Annotated in this window: 15 protein-coding genes and 2 tRNA genes; 10 read left to right on the forward strand and 7 right to left on the reverse strand. The window is 47.8% G+C overall.

The features are described from left to right. Positions 1–21: 21 nt before the first annotated feature. The 3 genes from ACM9J1_RS11745 to fabD all read left to right on the forward strand — a co-directional run bounded on the left by ACM9J1_RS11745 (position 22) and on the right by fabD (position 2,413). Complete coding sequence (locus ACM9J1_RS11745; RefSeq protein ID WP_415582242.1) at positions 22–732, forward strand: pirin family protein; 711 nt, start codon at positions 22–24, stop codon at positions 730–732. 41 nt (positions 733–773) lie between these two features. After that, positions 774–1,304: a YceI family protein gene (locus ACM9J1_RS11750; protein WP_415582281.1), complete on the forward strand. Its 531-nt coding sequence runs from the start codon at positions 774–776 to the stop codon at positions 1,302–1,304. 233 nt (positions 1,305–1,537) lie between these two features. Beyond that, positions 1,538–2,413 carry an ACP S-malonyltransferase gene (gene fabD, locus ACM9J1_RS11755; protein WP_415582243.1) on the forward strand — a complete coding sequence of 292 codons (876 nt, stop codon included), beginning with the start codon at positions 1,538–1,540 and terminating at the stop codon, positions 2,411–2,413. 104 nt (positions 2,414–2,517) lie between these two features. On the opposite strand, the gene galE is transcribed toward fabD, so the two are convergent. Then, the gene (galE, locus tag ACM9J1_RS11760) at positions 2,518–3,531 is read right to left on the reverse strand and encodes a UDP-glucose 4-epimerase GalE (RefSeq protein WP_415582244.1); all 1,014 of its coding nucleotides are present in this window, start codon (positions 3,529–3,531) and stop codon (positions 2,518–2,520) included. A gap of 86 nt (positions 3,532–3,617) precedes the next feature. Then, the gene (locus ACM9J1_RS11765; RefSeq protein ID WP_415582245.1) at positions 3,618–4,748 is read right to left on the reverse strand and encodes a DegT/DnrJ/EryC1/StrS family aminotransferase; all 1,131 of its coding nucleotides are present in this window, start codon (positions 4,746–4,748) and stop codon (positions 3,618–3,620) included. A gap of 295 nt (positions 4,749–5,043) precedes the next feature. Here ACM9J1_RS11765 and ACM9J1_RS11770 point away from each other — a divergent pair, with 295 nt between their 5' ends. The 5 genes from ACM9J1_RS11770 to ACM9J1_RS11790 all read left to right on the forward strand — a co-directional run bounded on the left by ACM9J1_RS11770 (position 5,044) and on the right by ACM9J1_RS11790 (position 9,704). Next, on the forward strand, positions 5,044–6,285 hold the full coding sequence (locus tag ACM9J1_RS11770) for a 3-deoxy-D-manno-octulosonic acid transferase (protein WP_415582246.1): 1,242 nt from the start codon (positions 5,044–5,046) through the stop codon (positions 6,283–6,285). Beyond that, a complete protein-coding gene (locus tag ACM9J1_RS11775; protein WP_415582247.1) occupies positions 6,269–6,718 on the forward strand; it encodes a GNAT family N-acetyltransferase in 450 nt (149 codons plus the stop codon). The genes ACM9J1_RS11770 and ACM9J1_RS11775 overlap by 17 nt, the downstream gene beginning before the upstream one ends. Continuing rightward, positions 6,718–7,194 (forward strand): SseB family protein, encoded by a 477-nt coding sequence (locus ACM9J1_RS11780; RefSeq protein ID WP_415582248.1) that lies wholly within the window; start codon positions 6,718–6,720, stop codon positions 7,192–7,194. The genes ACM9J1_RS11775 and ACM9J1_RS11780 overlap by 1 nt, the downstream gene beginning before the upstream one ends. Before the next feature lie 9 nt (positions 7,195–7,203). After that, positions 7,204–9,330 carry a S46 family peptidase gene (locus ACM9J1_RS11785; protein WP_415582249.1) on the forward strand — a complete coding sequence of 709 codons (2,127 nt, stop codon included), beginning with the start codon at positions 7,204–7,206 and terminating at the stop codon, positions 9,328–9,330. A gap of 149 nt (positions 9,331–9,479) precedes the next feature. After that, entirely contained in the window at positions 9,480–9,704 is a 225-nt protein-coding gene (locus tag ACM9J1_RS11790) for a hypothetical protein (protein WP_415582250.1), read from the forward strand. A 65-nt stretch (positions 9,705–9,769) separates the two neighbouring features. Here the strand turns inward: ACM9J1_RS11790 and ACM9J1_RS11795 are convergent, their stop codons facing one another. From ACM9J1_RS11795 to mutS, 4 genes are all read right to left on the reverse strand, one after another. Next, positions 9,770–11,137, reverse strand: a complete 1,368-nt coding sequence (locus ACM9J1_RS11795; protein ID WP_415582251.1) for an exonuclease domain-containing protein — start codon at positions 11,135–11,137, stop codon at positions 9,770–9,772. Between the two features lie 106 nt (positions 11,138–11,243). Continuing rightward, positions 11,244–11,329: transfer RNA gene (locus ACM9J1_RS11800), tRNA-Leu, on the reverse strand. Between the two features lie 13 nt (positions 11,330–11,342). Further along, a tRNA-Gly gene (locus tag ACM9J1_RS11805) sits at positions 11,343–11,418 on the reverse strand. Between the two features lie 133 nt (positions 11,419–11,551). Next, positions 11,552–14,113 carry a DNA mismatch repair protein MutS gene (gene mutS, locus ACM9J1_RS11810; RefSeq protein WP_415582252.1) on the reverse strand — a complete coding sequence of 854 codons (2,562 nt, stop codon included), beginning with the start codon at positions 14,111–14,113 and terminating at the stop codon, positions 11,552–11,554. Positions 14,114–14,309: 196 nt separating this feature from the next. Here mutS and ACM9J1_RS11815 point away from each other — a divergent pair, with 196 nt between their 5' ends. Together ACM9J1_RS11815 and ACM9J1_RS11820 are read left to right on the forward strand one after the other, a co-directional pair. Further along, on the forward strand, positions 14,310–14,780 hold the full coding sequence (locus ACM9J1_RS11815; RefSeq protein WP_415582253.1) for a DUF1573 domain-containing protein: 471 nt from the start codon (positions 14,310–14,312) through the stop codon (positions 14,778–14,780). Between the two features lie 60 nt (positions 14,781–14,840). Then, positions 14,841–15,371, forward strand: coding sequence for an RNA methyltransferase (locus ACM9J1_RS11820; RefSeq protein ID WP_415582254.1), 531 nt, complete (start codon positions 14,841–14,843; stop codon positions 15,369–15,371). On the opposite strand, the gene folK is transcribed toward ACM9J1_RS11820, so the two are convergent. Continuing rightward, positions 15,365–16,498: a 2-amino-4-hydroxy-6-hydroxymethyldihydropteridine diphosphokinase gene (folK, locus tag ACM9J1_RS11825; protein ID WP_415582255.1), complete on the reverse strand. Its 1,134-nt coding sequence runs from the start codon at positions 16,496–16,498 to the stop codon at positions 15,365–15,367. The two genes, ACM9J1_RS11820 and folK, sit on opposite strands and share 7 nt — an antisense overlap. Positions 16,499–16,545: the final 47 nt, after the last annotated feature.

Consider the following 16,545-nt stretch of genomic DNA (forward strand, 5'->3'; position numbering starts at 1 on the left):
GTTATCAAAATAGGTAATGCAATGAAAACAACACTTCACAAATCAAACACACGCGGCCATGCCAATCACGGTTGGCTTAATGCGTACCACAGTTTCAGTTTCGCCGGTTACTTTAACCCTGAAAGACACAACTTCGGCGTTTTGCGCGTACTTAACGATGACACGATTGCCGCCGGAATGGGTTTCGGTACGCATCCGCACGACAATATGGAAATCATCACGATTCCCCTCGAGGGCGATTTGGCCCACAAGGATTCGATGGGAAATGCCGCCACGATAAAAAGTGGCGATATTCAGGTCATGAGCGCCGGAACAGGCATCCAACACAGTGAGTTCAACCCGAATCATGATCGTCAAACCAAATTGTTGCAGATTTGGTTGTTTCCTAAAACCGAAAACGTGACGCCACGCTACCAGCAAATTACGCTTGACGTGGCCGACCGGCACAACAAATTGCAGCAAGTCCTGTCACCCAACCCAGATGACGACGGTGTTTGGATCCATCAGGATGCGTGGTTCCATATGGGCAATTTCGATGCGGGCGCAACGGCAAATTACCCATTGAAAAAAGCAGGCAACGGATTGTACGTTTTTGTCCTGAAAGGCAACATTGAAATCGCCGGGCAGACGCTGGAAACCCGTGACGGATTGGGCGTAACTGATTTTGACACGCTCGAAATTAAAGCCAATCAGGACAGCGAGTTTCTGCTGATGGAAGTCCCGATGAAATAAGACCGATTCAATCTTATCATTTTTAAATCTTTAATCTATATATTATGAATACTACTTGGAATATCGACACAACCCATTCTGAAATCGGGTTTAAAGTAAAGCACATGATGTTCACCAATGTATCCGGAAAATTTGACCGTTACCAAGGCCAATTCCTTACGGACGGTGACCATTTCGAAAATGCAGAAGTAACGTTTTCTGCCGACGTGGACTCCATCAATACCGGAAACACCGATCGCGACAATCACTTGCGCAGCGCTGATTTCTTCGACGCAGCCAACCATCCAAAATTGACGTTTAAGTCTTCATCTGTGGTCAAGAAAAGTGAAAGCGACTACGAAATCTCTGGCGACTTGTCTTTGCATGGCGTTACTAAATTCGTACGTCTCGACGCCGAATTCGGTGGCTTGATGACCGATCCTTGGGGCAATCGCAAATCGGCCTGGAGCATTTCAGGGAAAATCAACCGTAAGGATTTTGGTTTGAACTGGAATGCGGCTTTGGAAACCGGCGGTGTGCTGGTGAGCGAGGAAGTGCGGCTCCATATCGAGATACAGCTTGTGAAAGCCTAAATGAAAGCTCTGGAAACGGAGCTTTTTTTATGAAATGATGCGGGATTTCCGCATCCCCGTTTGAATTGATAATGTTACTTTTAGTGTGGTAAAACCTGAAAGGTTTAAAAAAACCTTTCAGGTTTTACGCGACAACGCATGCCCAAAACCCCAAACACAGACATTTAACTATTTTTCCTAAATTAGCGGCACTCACAGCAAAGCAAACCAAACAAAACCAAAAAACACCAACAATGAAAGCATACGTTTTTCCGGGCCAAGGCGCGCAGTTTACCGGAATGGGAAAAGACCTTTATGAAAACTCGGATCTGGCAAAAGAACTCTTTGAACGCGCCAACGCCATCTTAGGATTTCGGATTACGGACATCATGTTTGAAGGCAGCGCCGACGAACTCAAAGAAACCAAAGTCACGCAACCTGCCGTCTTTCTGCATTCGGTCATCAAAGCAAAAACACTAAACGAAAGTTTCGCCCCAGATATGGTTGCGGGACATTCGTTAGGTGAATTCTCAGCGCTTGTAGCGGCTGGCGGCCTATCGTTCGAAGACGGGCTGAGATTGGTTTCAACCCGTGCGATGGCGATGCAGAAAGCCTGCGAAATCAAGCCTTCCACGATGGCAGCAGTGTTAGGTCTCGACGACAAAATCGTGGAAGAAATATGTGCGACCACTGACGGGATTGTGGTTCCGGCCAACTATAACTGTCCGGGGCAACTTGTGATTTCCGGCGAAACGGTCGCTGTTGAAATGGCCTGCCAAGCCATGCGCGTCGCTGGTGCAAAACGCGCACTCGTATTACCCGTCGGCGGCGCATTCCATTCGCCATTGATGGAACCGGCACGCGAAGAATTGGCCGCCGCGATCGAAAAAACGACATTCTCAAAACCAATCTGTCCGATTTACCAGAATGTCACGGCCAGCGCGGTGTCCGACCCAGACGAGATCAAGAAAAACCTCATCATCCAATTGACGGCGCCGGTAAAATGGACGCAATCGGTACAACAAATGGTGAAAGATGGCGCTACATTGTTCACCGAAATTGGTCCGGGCAATGTGTTGCAAGGATTGGTGAAGAAGATTGACCCGACGGCGGAAGTGGCGGCGGGATAGTTATTCGCTAGTGATTAATAATGGATAATTAAAAAAAAAAGACCGGCTGATGCCGGTTTTTTTTTATCAGAACATATGATGGAAACTTTGTTGTCGATTTTCCATTAACTCCGTATTTTCTGCTCCCATTTCCACGCGCTCGCCAAACCGTCTTCGAGCGTTGATTGCGCTTTCCAGCCCAATATATTGTTCGCTTTGTCGGTATTGGCGTAAGCAGAGATGATATCGCCTTCGCGTCGGTCAACTATTCTGTAGGGTAAAGGTTTCCCACTTACCTTTTCAAAGGCCTGGATGACTTCGAGCACAGAGCTTCCGGTTCCCGTGCCGAGGTTGAAGGTTTCGACTTTATCGACATTCTTCTTATTCAACAAACGCTGTAACGCCACGACATGCGCCTTCGCCAAATCGACGACGTGAATGTAATCACGGATGCAAGTGCCGTCCGGCGTAGGGTAATCGTTACCGTAAACAGACAATTGCGCGCGCATCCCAATGCCGGTCTGGGTGATGAACGGTACGAGGTTCTGCGGCACGCCAATCGGCAATTCCCCGATTTCAGCGCTCGGGTGCGCACCAATCGGGTTGAAATAACGCAACAAAATCGCATTGATTGAACTTACTTTACAAGTTTCGGTGATGATTTCCTCGCCGATTTGCTTGGTGTTTCCGTATGGTGACATGGCAACCTGTACCGGCGCATCTTCGGTAATCGGCATTTTTTCAGCCTCGCCGTACACCGTACAAGAGGAACTGAAAATGAAATTAGCTTCGGCCTTTTCCTGCAATTGCTGCAAGACGTACACAAGCGTATTGATGTTGTTTTCGTAATACAACAAAGGGTTTTCGACGCTCTCGCCTACTGCTTTTGACGCCGCGAAATGAATCACTCCGGTGATGTCTGAATGTCTTTTAAAGAAATCGACCACATCTGCTTTGTCGCGCAAGTCCATTTTTTCGAAAATCGGCTTCTTACCCGTAATGGCCACGATTCCATCCATTACCTTTTCCGAAGAATTCGAAAGGTTGTCGATGATGACGACTTCAAAACCTTCATTCTGCAATTCGACTACGGTATGCGAACCGATAAAACCCAAACCTCCTGTAACAAGTACCTTCATATGCTTTGATTTGACCACGAATTCGCGAATTACGATTCTCGTGGAGCATTTAATTTTTATAAATTACAAATTCGCGAATTCGCGGTTTACTTTAAAAACTCTAAAACAGAATCGGTGATGAATTGAATTTGTTCGTCATCGAGTTCTGTATGCATCGGCAACGAAATCACCTCGTTCACCAAAAGGTTGGTCACCGGAAAATCCTCTTCCTTGTAACGCGGATCAAGATATGCCTTCTGTGCATGCAACGGAATCGGGTAATAAATCGCACACGGAATGCCCTTGTCAAGCAAGTGTTGCATCAGCCCATTGCGGTCTGCCCCAACGATGCGCAGCGTATATTGATGGAACACGTGGCAATCGCACACGTCGCAAATTTCAGGCGCAATGATGTTTTTATGTCCCGAAAGGGCTTTCGTATATTTCCTGGCTGCTTCCTGACGCGCCCTGTTGTATTCATCGAGTTTTGGCAGTTTTGCATTGAGCACCGCAGCCTGGACACTGTCCAATCTGGAGTTCACGCCCACAACGTCATGATGGTAGCGCACATACATGCCGTGATTTACAATGCCCCGAAGTTTATGCGCCAATTCGTCGTCATTGGTAAATATCGCTCCGCCATCGCCATACGCGCCAAGGTTTTTAGACGGGAAAAAAGAGGTAGCGCCTACATGCCCGATTGTTCCGGCCTTTCGTTTACTGCCGTCGGAGAATTTGCAATTCGCGCCTATGGCCTGAGCGTTGTCTTCTATCACGTAAAGATTGTGTTGGGCAGCGATTTCCATAATGGCTTCCATATTCGCGGCACGCCCGAACAAATGGACCGGGACAATTGCTCTTGTCTTTGGTGTGATGGCTTTTTTGATGGCATCGATATCGATGTTCATATTGAACAAATTCACATCCACCAATACCGGAGTGAGTTGCAACAAGGCAATAACTTCAACGGTTGCGGCAAAGGTAAAGTCGGCCGTAATCACTTCATCGCCCGGTTTTAGATCCAAACCCATCATGGCAATCTGCAAGGCATCGGTACCGTTGGCGCACGGAATAACGTGTTTGCAACCCAAGTATTCTTCCAGGTTTTTCTGGAACGCATGCACTTGTGGGCCGTTGATGTAAGCCGTGTTGTCGAGCACTTCCTGGATCGACGCATTAACCGTTTCCTTGATTTGATCGTATTGGCCTTTGAGATCGACCATCTGGATTTTTTTCATCGGGCGAATTTTAACTGAACTGATTTAAAGTTTTTTGATTGCTTCACCTTCGTTCAGCCAGTTCGGGCTAGCCCTCGGGTGAGGCGTAAAATAGAGATCTTTCTTTTAGATTTTGTGTTTTTCGCGTTTCATAGCAGCGCTACGGACAAGAAAAAGGTGAAATATAAAAGGAAAAGATCATTTTACAACCAATTGGAAAAATTTTAAATAAGTTCCGGCAAAACTACTAATTAAATGATGTATCGCAATGAAAATTCTGTAAACTGCCGTATTTTAGCGCCGCAATACACAGCCTATGTTTTTCCTCTACAATCTGCTGGTCATCATTGCCGGATTTTTTCTCAGGATTGCCGCGTTGTGGAGCAAAAAACTCAAATTGTTCGTCGGCGGACGAAAGACCGTTTTCCAGACCTTGCAGAGGGAAATCTCCAATACGGATAAAACCATTTGGTTCCACGCCGCATCGCTGGGCGAATACGAACAAGGCCTTCCGGTGATGGAAAAAGTACGCGAGAAATACCCCAAACACAAAATCATCCTCACTTTTTTTTCGCCTTCCGGATATGAAGTCCGCAAGAACAATACAGCAGCCGACGTAACGGTTTATTTGCCGCTCGATACCGCAGCCAACGCCCGAAAATTCCTGAAACTGGCGCATCCCGACTTTGTGTTTTTCATCAAGTATGAATACTGGCCGAATTACCTCAACCAGCTCAAAAAAGCGGGCACGCCCACGTATCTGATTTCGGGGATTTTCCGTCCGCAGCAAATGTTCTTCAAATGGTACGGCGGGTTTTACCGCAGCGCGCTCGATACGTTTACCCATTTCTTTGTGCAGAACGCGGCATCGAAGGATTTATTGGGGCAACTTGGGAAAACCAATGTAACCGTTTCGGGCGATACAAGATTTGACCGCGTGGCGGCAATACTCGAAAAAGACAACACGCTGGATTTCATTGCATCGTTCAAAAACAACATCGCCACCGTTGTCGTAGGAAGTTCATGGCCGAAAGATGAGGAATTGCTCACGGCCTATATCAACGCGTCGTCTGGCGTGAAATTCATCATCGCCCCGCACAACATCAAGGAAGCGCAAATATTGTCCTTGCGGAACGCCATCAATAAAAAGACGGTTTTGTTTTCGGAAAAAGACGGTGAAAACCTGGCTGATTTTGACGTGTTCCTCATCGACACCATCGGAATCCTGACCAAGATTTACAGTTATGCCGATGTGGCTTATGTAGGCGGCGGCTTCGGGAATCCGGGCGTTCACAATATTTTGGAACCTGCCACATTCGGCGTTCCGATTGTCATCGGCCCGAATTACAGCCATTTTGCAGAAGCCACGGCATTGGTGCATGCCGGCGGCTGTGTATCGATCGCAAACCAAAAACAACTCGACGATATTTTGGAATTGCTGCTCAGAAACGAAGATGAACGCCATGAAAAAGGCCACATTTGCAGCACTTTTGTCGAGATGAATAAAGGCGCGACGCCAACCATATTGAAACATTTACCCGATGGCCACGACGTATAAACCGATTTCGGCTTCAGACCTTGACCTCGTGATGGCGATGATGCGCGAGTTTTACGCCATCGACGGTTATCCTTTGGATGAACGCCGTTCGCGGCAATTGTTCGCGGAATTCATCCAGGACGAAACCCTCGGAAAATGCTGGCTGATTTTGGCCGATGGCGATGTTGTCGGGTATGCTATCCTGACGTTTATTTTCAGTTTTGAATTCGGCGGAAAGATCGCATTCGTGGACGAATTGTACCTTTCCGACCGCGCAAGAGGAAAAGGAATCGGCCGGGAAACCGTGTCGTTCATCAAGAAGGAAGCGAAACTTTTGGATGTTAAAATGCTGTATCTGGAAGTGGAACACCACAACACGCTCGCGCAAAAACTGTATCTTTCGGGCGGCTTTTCGGAGCACAAACGCAAATTCATGCAACTCAGGATTGACTGATGGGATTATTCGATTTTTTAAAGGCAAGCAAACCACATCATTCGGCAACCGTTGATGATTTGCTCTGCGAAGCCGTCAACCATCCGTCGGTATTGCCTGATTTTTATCGGGCATTGTTGGCCGAAAAACTATGGATCGCGACCGATGCCGACACTTTTCCGAAGGACAAAAAAGTGGCTACAGAAGATACGTATTTTAAACTGCGGGTGTACGAGAACGGCGCGCTGGGCGTCTTTACATCGCCGGACAGATTAGACGACAACAAAGCGGTTCAGGGAAGTAATTTGCAATGCCTGATGTTCCCTGGCCGGATTGCCCTGATGAAAACACGCGGAAACCGCATTATCATCAACCCGTATTCTGAGCACAGTATCATTCTTGAACCAGAAGAAATAACCGAGTTGTTACAAGCCAACCTTTACATCGGCAACCGCAACTTGACCGAGAAACGACCAGAACTTTTCCAGAACCGATAAACCACTCCCATGAAATTACTCCGTTTAGTCCTTTTACTGTTAGTCTTTAACGCCAGTGCCCAACAAGGCGGCATGTGGGTTCCGTCTTTGTTGCGCGGCATGAACGAAAGCGAAATGAAAAAACTCGGGATGAAAATCTCGGCAGCCGATATTTACGATGCCAACAAACCCGGAATCAAGGATGCAGTGCCGCAATTCAACGGCGGTTGCACGGCTGAGATGATTTCGCCCAAAGGACTGCTGTTGACCAATCACCACTGCGGTTTCGAGCAAATCCAATCCCATTCAACCATCGATCATGATTACCTTACCGACGGCTTCTGGGCGATGACCATGGAAGAAGAATTGCCCAACCCGGGCGTGGTTGTGTCGTTCATCGTGAAGATAGAAGACGTAACGACGCAAGTGCTTGATGGCGTCGCATCTTTGGGTTCTGAAGCTGAAAAACAAAAGAAAATACAAGATAACATTACCGCTGTTACCGCGTCGTTCCCAAAAGAAAAATGGCAGGAAAACCGCATCAGGACTTTTTACGACGGAAACCAATATTTGTTGTTCGTGACCGAGACGTTCAAAGACATCAGGCTTGTGGGCGCGCCGCCATCGTCCATCGGCAAATTCGGAAGCGATACCGACAACTGGGTTTGGCCGAGGCATACCGGCGATTTTTCCATCTTCCGCGTGTATGCCGGCAAAGACAACCGCCCGGCCGAATATTCCAAGGACAACGTGCCGTACGTGCCAAAGCATTATTTCCCGGTGTCCATCAAAGGCATGAAGGAAAACGATTTCACGATGGTCATGGGTTACCCGGGCCGCACAACAGAATACTTGCCCGCCGTAGCCGTGGAACAGATCGTCAATGATTTGGATCCGGCCAGGATTGGTGTCCGGGATGCCGCGCTCAAAGTGCAAGACGGCTTTATGCGCGCCGATAAAGCGATCAAAATCCAATATGCCGCAAAATACGCAAGCGTGGCCAACTATTGGAAAAAATGGATTGGTGAAGTGAAGGGCTTGAAAAAATCGAACGCCGTAGCCATCAAACGCCAAAAAGAGGAAGCGTTCAAAAAGAATATCGCCATCGCGGGCAAGCAAAACCAGTACGGCCACTTGCTTCCGGAATTTGAGAAAGCTTATCAGGATATTGCGCCGTATGCCTTGAGCCGTGACTATTTCCAGGAAGTATTCCTGCGCAACACCGAACTGACCTTGGTGGGATACCAAGTGTATCAGCTCACGCAAGTGTACCAGAACAAAGGCGAACAAGCATTCAATGACCGAAAAGCAAACATGCTGGCCAACACACCAGAATTCTACAAGGATTTCAATAAGGTCGTGGATCAGAAAGTGTTCGAACAACTCATTGACATCTACGCGAAAAAAGCGCCGCAACAGTTCTTGCCCGAATCGCTGAAAAATGCCGATGCACAAAAACTCGCTACAGAAGTCTATACGTCCAAACTGGTATCGTACGACGGCCTGAAGGAATTGCTCGACGGCGATGCCAAAACGGTCATGGCGAAATTGGCCGCCGACAAAGGATTTGCGTTTATGCAATCGGTGTCGGAAAATTACCTCCAGCGCATTGTCCCAAAATATGACGAAATCAACCTGAAGATTACCGGATTGCAACGCACGTATATGAAAGCGATTCTGGAAATGAGCCCGAACGACCGCATTTTCCCCGATGCCAATAGCACACTCCGCGTTACCTACGGCAAGGTGAAAGGCTATAAACCCGCCGATGCCGTGACCTACGGCGCATTTACCTATCTGGATGGCGTCATGGAAAAATACATTCCCGGCGACTACGAATTCGATGTCCCGAAAAAACTCATTGAACTCTACAACAACAAAGATTACGGCCCATATGGCGTGAACGGTAGGATGCCGGTTTGTTTCATCGGCACGAACCACACCACCGGCGGAAATTCCGGAAGCCCGGCATTAGACGCAAAAGGCAACTTGGTCGGACTGAATTTTGACCGCGTGTGGGAAGGCACGATGAGTGATATTTACTACGATCCTGAGATTTGCCGCAACATTATGGTTGACTTGCGATATGTCCTGTTTGTCATTGACAAGTTCGCCGGTTGCCGACGCCTGATCGATGAAATGAAAATCGTGAAGTAACCGCAGGTAACGTCCTGCTTTTAAAGCTTTTTTGCACTGAAAAACAGCCGAATCCCATTTTTGAAAAAAAAATTCAAAAATAATTTTACATATTAAAAAATTTATATCTTTGCCTCGAATTAATAATTAACCTTTTATAATTAAGTAAGATGAAAAAAGTATTCTTGAGCTTGGCTATGATCGCTACTTTGACAGTAGTATCTTGCAAAGAGACTAAAACTGAAACTACTGAAGAAACTGTAGCTCCAACTGAAGAGGCTGCACCAGTTGAAGCTGCTCCTGCTGAAGCTGCTCCTGCTGCTGACACTACAGCTACTGCTGCTCCTGCTGAAGCTGCTCCTGCTGCTGAGGCTGCACCAGCTGAGAAAAAGTAATTTCAGGATTACTGAAAAAAATCAAGCCGCGCATGTCGCGGCTTTTTTTATGCACCGAAGTGACGCTAAAATTGTTGCAACAACACCTTTTCGGGATACTTTTTTGCAAAAGACAGGACCAGTTGTAGCATGTAAGGGTTTCCGCCGTAGGGCGTAACGTATTTTTTCAACGTGGCCGTTGCAATGTCGAGACTTGACGGCAAGTAACCCATTCCGTAAAAACAGCCATCTTCAACCCAAATACAACTTCGCTCTTCAGCGGATCTTCCTTTATCGATAATGGCAAAACTGTACGCTTGTTGCGCCAAAAAATTAATCGCCTTTTGCACTTTACGATTGTGCTTGCGCAAATCCGGCAAGTTCGACACTTCGGAACTCACGTAAAACTCGCCATTGTTGACCAACCCAAATTTCACAAACCGTTGGTCTATAGCGAACTGATCCACCAAAGTCCGCAACGTTTCTACCCCATCGTACAACGTCCCGAATTCCCGAACACAACGCTGGAGTTTCGCCCGCTTTCCGACCGCCAGATACCGGTAACCGTTACGCGCCTCGTATTCAAACAGGCCAAACTTGGGTTCAAAACGCTTCAAAGCCGTGTTGTAAGTTGGCCACAATTTCTTGATTTCGACACACTCCAGAAGCAACGCCATCAATTCGGTGGCGCATACTTCAAACGAAATTCCATGGATGTCGCGCAGAAAGTGTTGTCTTTGCTGCTTGACGCTGTGGCCTGAAAAGTGCGATGCAACACGCTTTTTCAAATTCACGGCCTTCCCTACATAGATTACTTTCCGGTATTGGTTGTAGAAATAATAAACACCCGGTTTGGATGGCAATTTCTCAAAATCCTCGGGCGGCAGATTGGGCGGTAGCCGTTGGTCGTGCGCTGCCTTTTTGAGCATTTTTTCGATGACACCATCAACATCCCACGCAAGTAACTTTGAGAATAAGATAGCGGTGGCATTCGCGTCGCCGCCGGCACGGTGACGGTTTTCAATAGGGATTTCCAATGCGCGACAGAGATTGCCCAGACCGTACGAAGCCAGTCCAGGCCTGATTTTTCTCGCGGCGCGGATCGTGCAAAGTTTCTTGGCGGTCCATTTGAAACCGGCTTGCTGCAATTGGTGACGGACAAAAGAATAGTCAAAGTTGACGCTGTGCGCCACAAAAATCTTTCCGCACAACAACGTGTAAACTGTCTCTGCGACGTCTTGAAACCGTGGCGCGGCGCGTACCATATCGTTGCTGATACCTGTCAGGGCCGAAATAGGCAACGGGATTTCCCGCTCCGGATTGACCAACGTCTCGAAGCGCTCAATGACATTCATGCCATCGTGGATTAAGATTGCGATTTCGGTAATGCGGCTGCCACTGGCGTTTCCGCCGGTAGTTTCAATATCGACAATAGCGTATAGGAGATTGTTCATGACTTACAAAAATAAAATTTTGGCACGCATGAAAAAGCCAAATCAAAAAACGGGGATTGTTAAAAAACAAAAAGCCCAACCGAAGTTGAGCTTTTAAATTTTCTTGTACTCGAGGCGGGACTTGAACCCGCACGGACATTGCTGCCCACTGGATTTTAAGTCCAGCGTGTCTACCGATTCCACCACTCGAGCCCGGAGTACACAATGGAGCGAAAAACGGGATTCGAACCCGCGACCTCCACCTTGGCAAGGTGGCGCTCTACCAACTGAGCTATTTTCGCGTATGTTTAAGAACCAATACAACTGCTGTATTGCGGAGGCAAATTTAAAACTTAAATCTGATTAAGCAAGCCTTTTTTCAAAAAAAATCGTCGCAAAAACTAAGTTCCTGAAAGTCAGGTTTTCGTCAACAACTTATTTCTTCCCGAGCATCCGTTTGATTTCGTTGAGTTTCATCAAGGCTTCCACCGGCGTAAGTGTATTGATGTCAATCCCGATGATTTCCTCGCGGATTTCCTCCAAAAGCGGATCATCAAGATTAAAGAAACTGAGCTGCATTTCCGGGTCGGACTTTCCATTTAAAGCTTCGCCCGAATGGTCTTTCTCCAATTTCTTCAGGAGTTTCTGCGCATTTGAAATTACCGTTTGCGGCATGCCGGCCATTTTCGCGACATGGATACCGAAACTATGCGCGCTGCCGCCTTCCACGAGTTTACGCAGGAACAAGACATCGTCTTTCAGTTCTTTGACCGACACGTTGAAATTCCTGATTCGAGGCAACAAATCCGTCATTTCATTGAGTTCATGGTAATGTGTTGCGAAAAGTGTTTTGGGTTTTGCCGGATGTTCGTGCAGGTATTCCGCAATCGCCCAAGCTATGGAAATGCCGTCGTACGTGCTGGTGCCGCGCCCGATTTCATCGAGCAACACCAGGCTTCGATCTGAAATATTGTTGAGGATAGACGCCGTTTCGTTCATCTCAACCATAAATGTAGATTCGCCCATTGAGATGTTGTCCGACGCGCCCACGCGGGTAAAAATCTTATCAACCACACCCATTTCAACACTTTCGGCAGGCACGAAACTTCCCATTTGCGCGAGCAGTACGATGAGTGCCGTTTGCCGTAAAATAGCCGATTTACCAGACATGTTCGGCCCGGTAATCATGATGATTTGTTGCCTATCGCGGTCGAGCAGAACGTCATTGGCGATGTACGGCGTTCCTACCGGCAATTGCTTTTCGATGACCGGATGGCGGCCAGCGTTGATTTTCAGTGAAAAACTTTCATCCAATACAGGGCAAACGTACTTGTTCTCGATGGCCAATTGCGCAAACGACGCCAAGCAATCAAGCTGCGCGACCAGCATCGCATTTTGCTGCACCTGCTGGATGTAAGACCCAATCCAGATCACCAATTGCTCGAAAAGTTCGGATTCGAGTTTTTGGATTTTCTCTTCGGCGCCCAGGATTTTCGTTTCGTATTCCTTCAATTCCTCGGTGATGTAACGCTCGGCGTTGACCAAGGTTTGCTTGCGGATCCATTCCTCGGGCACTTTTTCCTTGTGCGTATTCCGGACTTCGATGTAATATCCGAATACATTGTTGAACGATATCTTGAGCGAAGAAATCCCGGTGCGTTCCGATTCGCGCCTTTCGATGCCTTCCAAGAATTCCTTTCCGGAATAGGCGATGCTGCGCAGTTCGTCCAATTCGGCATTTACGCCCGTCGCAATCGCGTTGCCTTTTGCAATGGCTACCGGCGCGTCCGGATTGAGCATCGTCCGGATTTTCTCACGGAGTACATCGCAGGCGTGCAGCTGCTCGCCCATTGCTTTCACCGCAGGTTGGCTACTGGCGGTGGCCAAAGTCTTAACGGGAATGATGGCGTCGAGCGAATCCTTTAAATAAACCACTTCACGCGGCGAAACCTTTCCGGCGGCAACCTTCGAGATCAGGCGTTCCATGTCTGAAATAAGCTTGATCTGCTGTTGGATTTTCGACAGGGCGTCGCGGTCTTCCATGAGGTAAGAAACAATTTCATGACGATTCCTGATTTTGCCGATGTCTTTCAAGGGAAGCGCCAGCCAGCGTTTGAGCAAACGGCCGCCCATAGGCGAGAGCGTACGGTCTATCACATCAAGCAATGTTACCGCATTTGGATTGTAGCTATGATAAAGTTCAAGGTTGCGGATGGTGAAGCGATCCATCCAGACATACGCGTCTTCGGCGATGCGTTGGATGCTCGTGATATGGCCCAAACGGCTGTGTTGGGTTTCCGATAAATAATACAACACCGCGCCCGAAGCGATAATGCCTTCCGGCAAATCTTCAACACCGAAACCTTTGAGCGAGTTCGTCTGGAAGTGTTTGGTGAGCGTTTCCAAGGCATAATCGGGTTTATAGACCCAATCTTCCAGGAAAAATGTATTGAAACGGTCGCCGAATCTGTCGCGGAAGTCCGCTTTGTTCGCCTTCGGCACCAAGACTTCGCTAGGCCCGAAGTTCTGCAATAATTTGTCGATGTATTCGTCGTTGCCCTGCGCCGTGAGGAATTCTCCGGTAGAAATATCCAGAAAGGCAATCCCGACGGCTTTCTTCCCGAAATGGACGGATCCCAAGAAATTGTTCGTCTTGGCGTGCAACACTTCATCGTTCATGGCAACGCCGGGCGTCACGAGTTCGGTCACGCCACGTTTGACGATGGTCTTGGTCATCTTCGGATCTTCCAGTTGGTCGCAAATGGCCACCCGGAGGCCGGCTTTCACGAGTTTTGGCAAGTACGTATTGAGCGAATGGTGCGGAAATCCTGCCAAGGCCGTTTCGGTTTCCGTGCCCGAACCGCGTTTGGTTAGGACAATTCCCAAGATTTTTGCCGCGCGGATGGCATCTTCTCCAAAGGTTTCATAGAAATCGCCGACCCGAAACAGCAGGCATGCGTCTGGATATTTGCGCTTGATTTCGTTGTATTGCTTCATCAAAGGGGTTTCCTTCGGAAGCTTTTCGTTTGATGCCAAAACCGACTTTTATTTGGAATTTCTGAACCCGCGAATTTAAAGATTTCACCCCGAAAAAAGGCCGTCGGGAAAAATTAAATTAATTTTAAGACGAAAAAAAAGCGGCCGTTTTTATTTTTTCGATAGATTTGTTCGTTAATTAAAATTTAATAACAAAATGAAAAAAATAGCCATGTTAGCGGTGATTGCAGTTTTCGGAATGACGGCTGCACACGCCCAGACAGCGAAATCAACCAAGAAATCCGGCGACGCAAAAGTCACTAAAGTGGAAACGACACCAAAAGTTGACGGTGCCGGAATGCTTTTCGAAAGCGAAACCATTGACTACGGAACCGTTCCTCACGGTGCAGACGGAAAGCGTGAATTCGTGTTCGTCAACAACGGCAACAAGCCGCTGGTAATCACCAATGCTCAAGGTTCATGTGGTTGTACCGTTCCTACGTATCCAAAGGAGCCAATCGCTCCGGGTGCAAAAGGCGTCATCGGTGTAAAATATGACACCAACCGCAACGGCGCGTTCCAGAAAACAGTAACACTGACTACGAACGCAACAGAACCGTCAAAAGTATTGACCATCAAAGGAAACGTAATGCCCGAAGAAGCACCGAAGGAAACACCTAAGAGCTAATTACCGCATACCATCATAAAAAGGCTTCCCAATCGGAAGCTTTTTTTATACACTTTCGCCATGAGAAAACTCCAAAACAGCGAGCTCGAACGCAAATCGGTGGATGATTTCATCAACGCCGAAAAAACCCCAATCACCATCGTCCTGGACGATGTCCGCAGCGGTCACAACATTGGCTCGGTATTCCGCACCGCTGATGCGTTCCTGCTAGAGAAGATTTGCCTGTGCGGGATTACGGCGACACCGCCGAACAAGGAAATTTATAAGACCGCTTTGGGCGCCACCGAAACCGTCGCATGGGAACATTTTCCATCGGTTACGGATGCCATTCTCAAACTCAAACAACAAAGCATCAAGGTTTTTGCGGTTGAACAGGTAGAAAGCGCAGTCATGCTCCAGGATTTCCAAATCAACGGCGATGAAAAATACGCGCTGGTTTTCGGAAATGAAGTCTTTGGCGTGGCGCAACAAGCCATTGCATTGTGCGACGGCAGCATCGAGATTCCACAACTGGGTACAAAACATTCGCTGAATATTTCGGTCAGCGCCGGGATTGTCGTCTGGGATTTATTCCAGAAACTACATTACTGAATACTGGCTTTGATTTCGTCCAAGATTGCGATATAATCCGACTGATTCTTGACGAAGTCTTTGTCTGAAACATCGATGATCAAGATGTTCAACCCGGTCTGCGACTTGATGTAATCGAGGTAACCACGGTTGATGGCCTCGAGGTAATCTGCCGGAATTTCCTGTTCGTAGCTGCGTCCGCGTAACCGGATATTTTCCAGCAAACGTTCGGTATTCTGGTATAAATAGATATACAAATCGGGCTTGGGCATTTCCCGGTAAATGATCTCGAATAACTTCCGATACAACCGGTATTCGTCTTCGGTCAAGGTCACTTTCGCAAAAATCAAAGACTTGAAAATGTGGTAATCGGCCACGATGAAATCCTTGAAAAGATCAAATTGCGCCAAGTCGTCGGCGATTTGCTGATAGCGATCGGCAAGGAACGACATCTCAAGCGGAAATGCATACCGCGCTTGGTCTTGGTAAAATTTCGGTAGAAACGGGTTGTCCGCAAACCGCTCCAAGACGGTTTTTGCGTTAAAATCTTCGGCGATTTTTGTGGTCAATGTTGTTTTTCCGGCACCAATATTTCCTTCAATCGCGATATAATTGTAGTGCGACAAATCGATGTCGTCCAAAGGATTGTCCAGCTTTCCGACCATTTTGCAAAGACTTTGGTCTTCAGATACCCGGAGCAAATCGGGCAGGTGTTTTTGCAGGATCGGATGCCGCCAGTCCAGGTTCAAATCGCGCATCGGCAAAAGCACGAACAAGCGGTCTTGCATGTGCGGATGCGGCACGCTGAGATTCGCATCGGAAATGATGTCTTCGTTGAACGCAATCAAATCAATATCGATAAGCCGGGGCTGATAACCTTGGGCATCGGCGCGTTCCCTGCCCATTTCCTTTTCGATGCCAAGAATGCGATCCAGGATTTCTGCCGCCTCGTGTGTGGTGTGAAGCGTCAGCGCGCAATTGTAAAACGGATCGCCATCGAAACCCCAGGCCGGCGTTTCGTAAAGCCTGGAAACCTTGATGACCGTGCCTGCCTTTTGGTGCACCAATGCAATGGCTTTGCGGATGTTTTCCAGTTTGTCACCCAAGTTGCTGCCCAACGATAAAACGACCAGATTTTGTACCCTCATAAAATTCCGGCCTGCGGCCAGCAACGGTTTGCGGAGCACAAATTAAC

Origin of the sequence: Flavobacterium longum, from assembly GCF_965137575.1 — a bacterium.
Lineage (GTDB): Bacteria > Bacteroidota > Bacteroidia > Flavobacteriales > Flavobacteriaceae > Flavobacterium > Flavobacterium longum.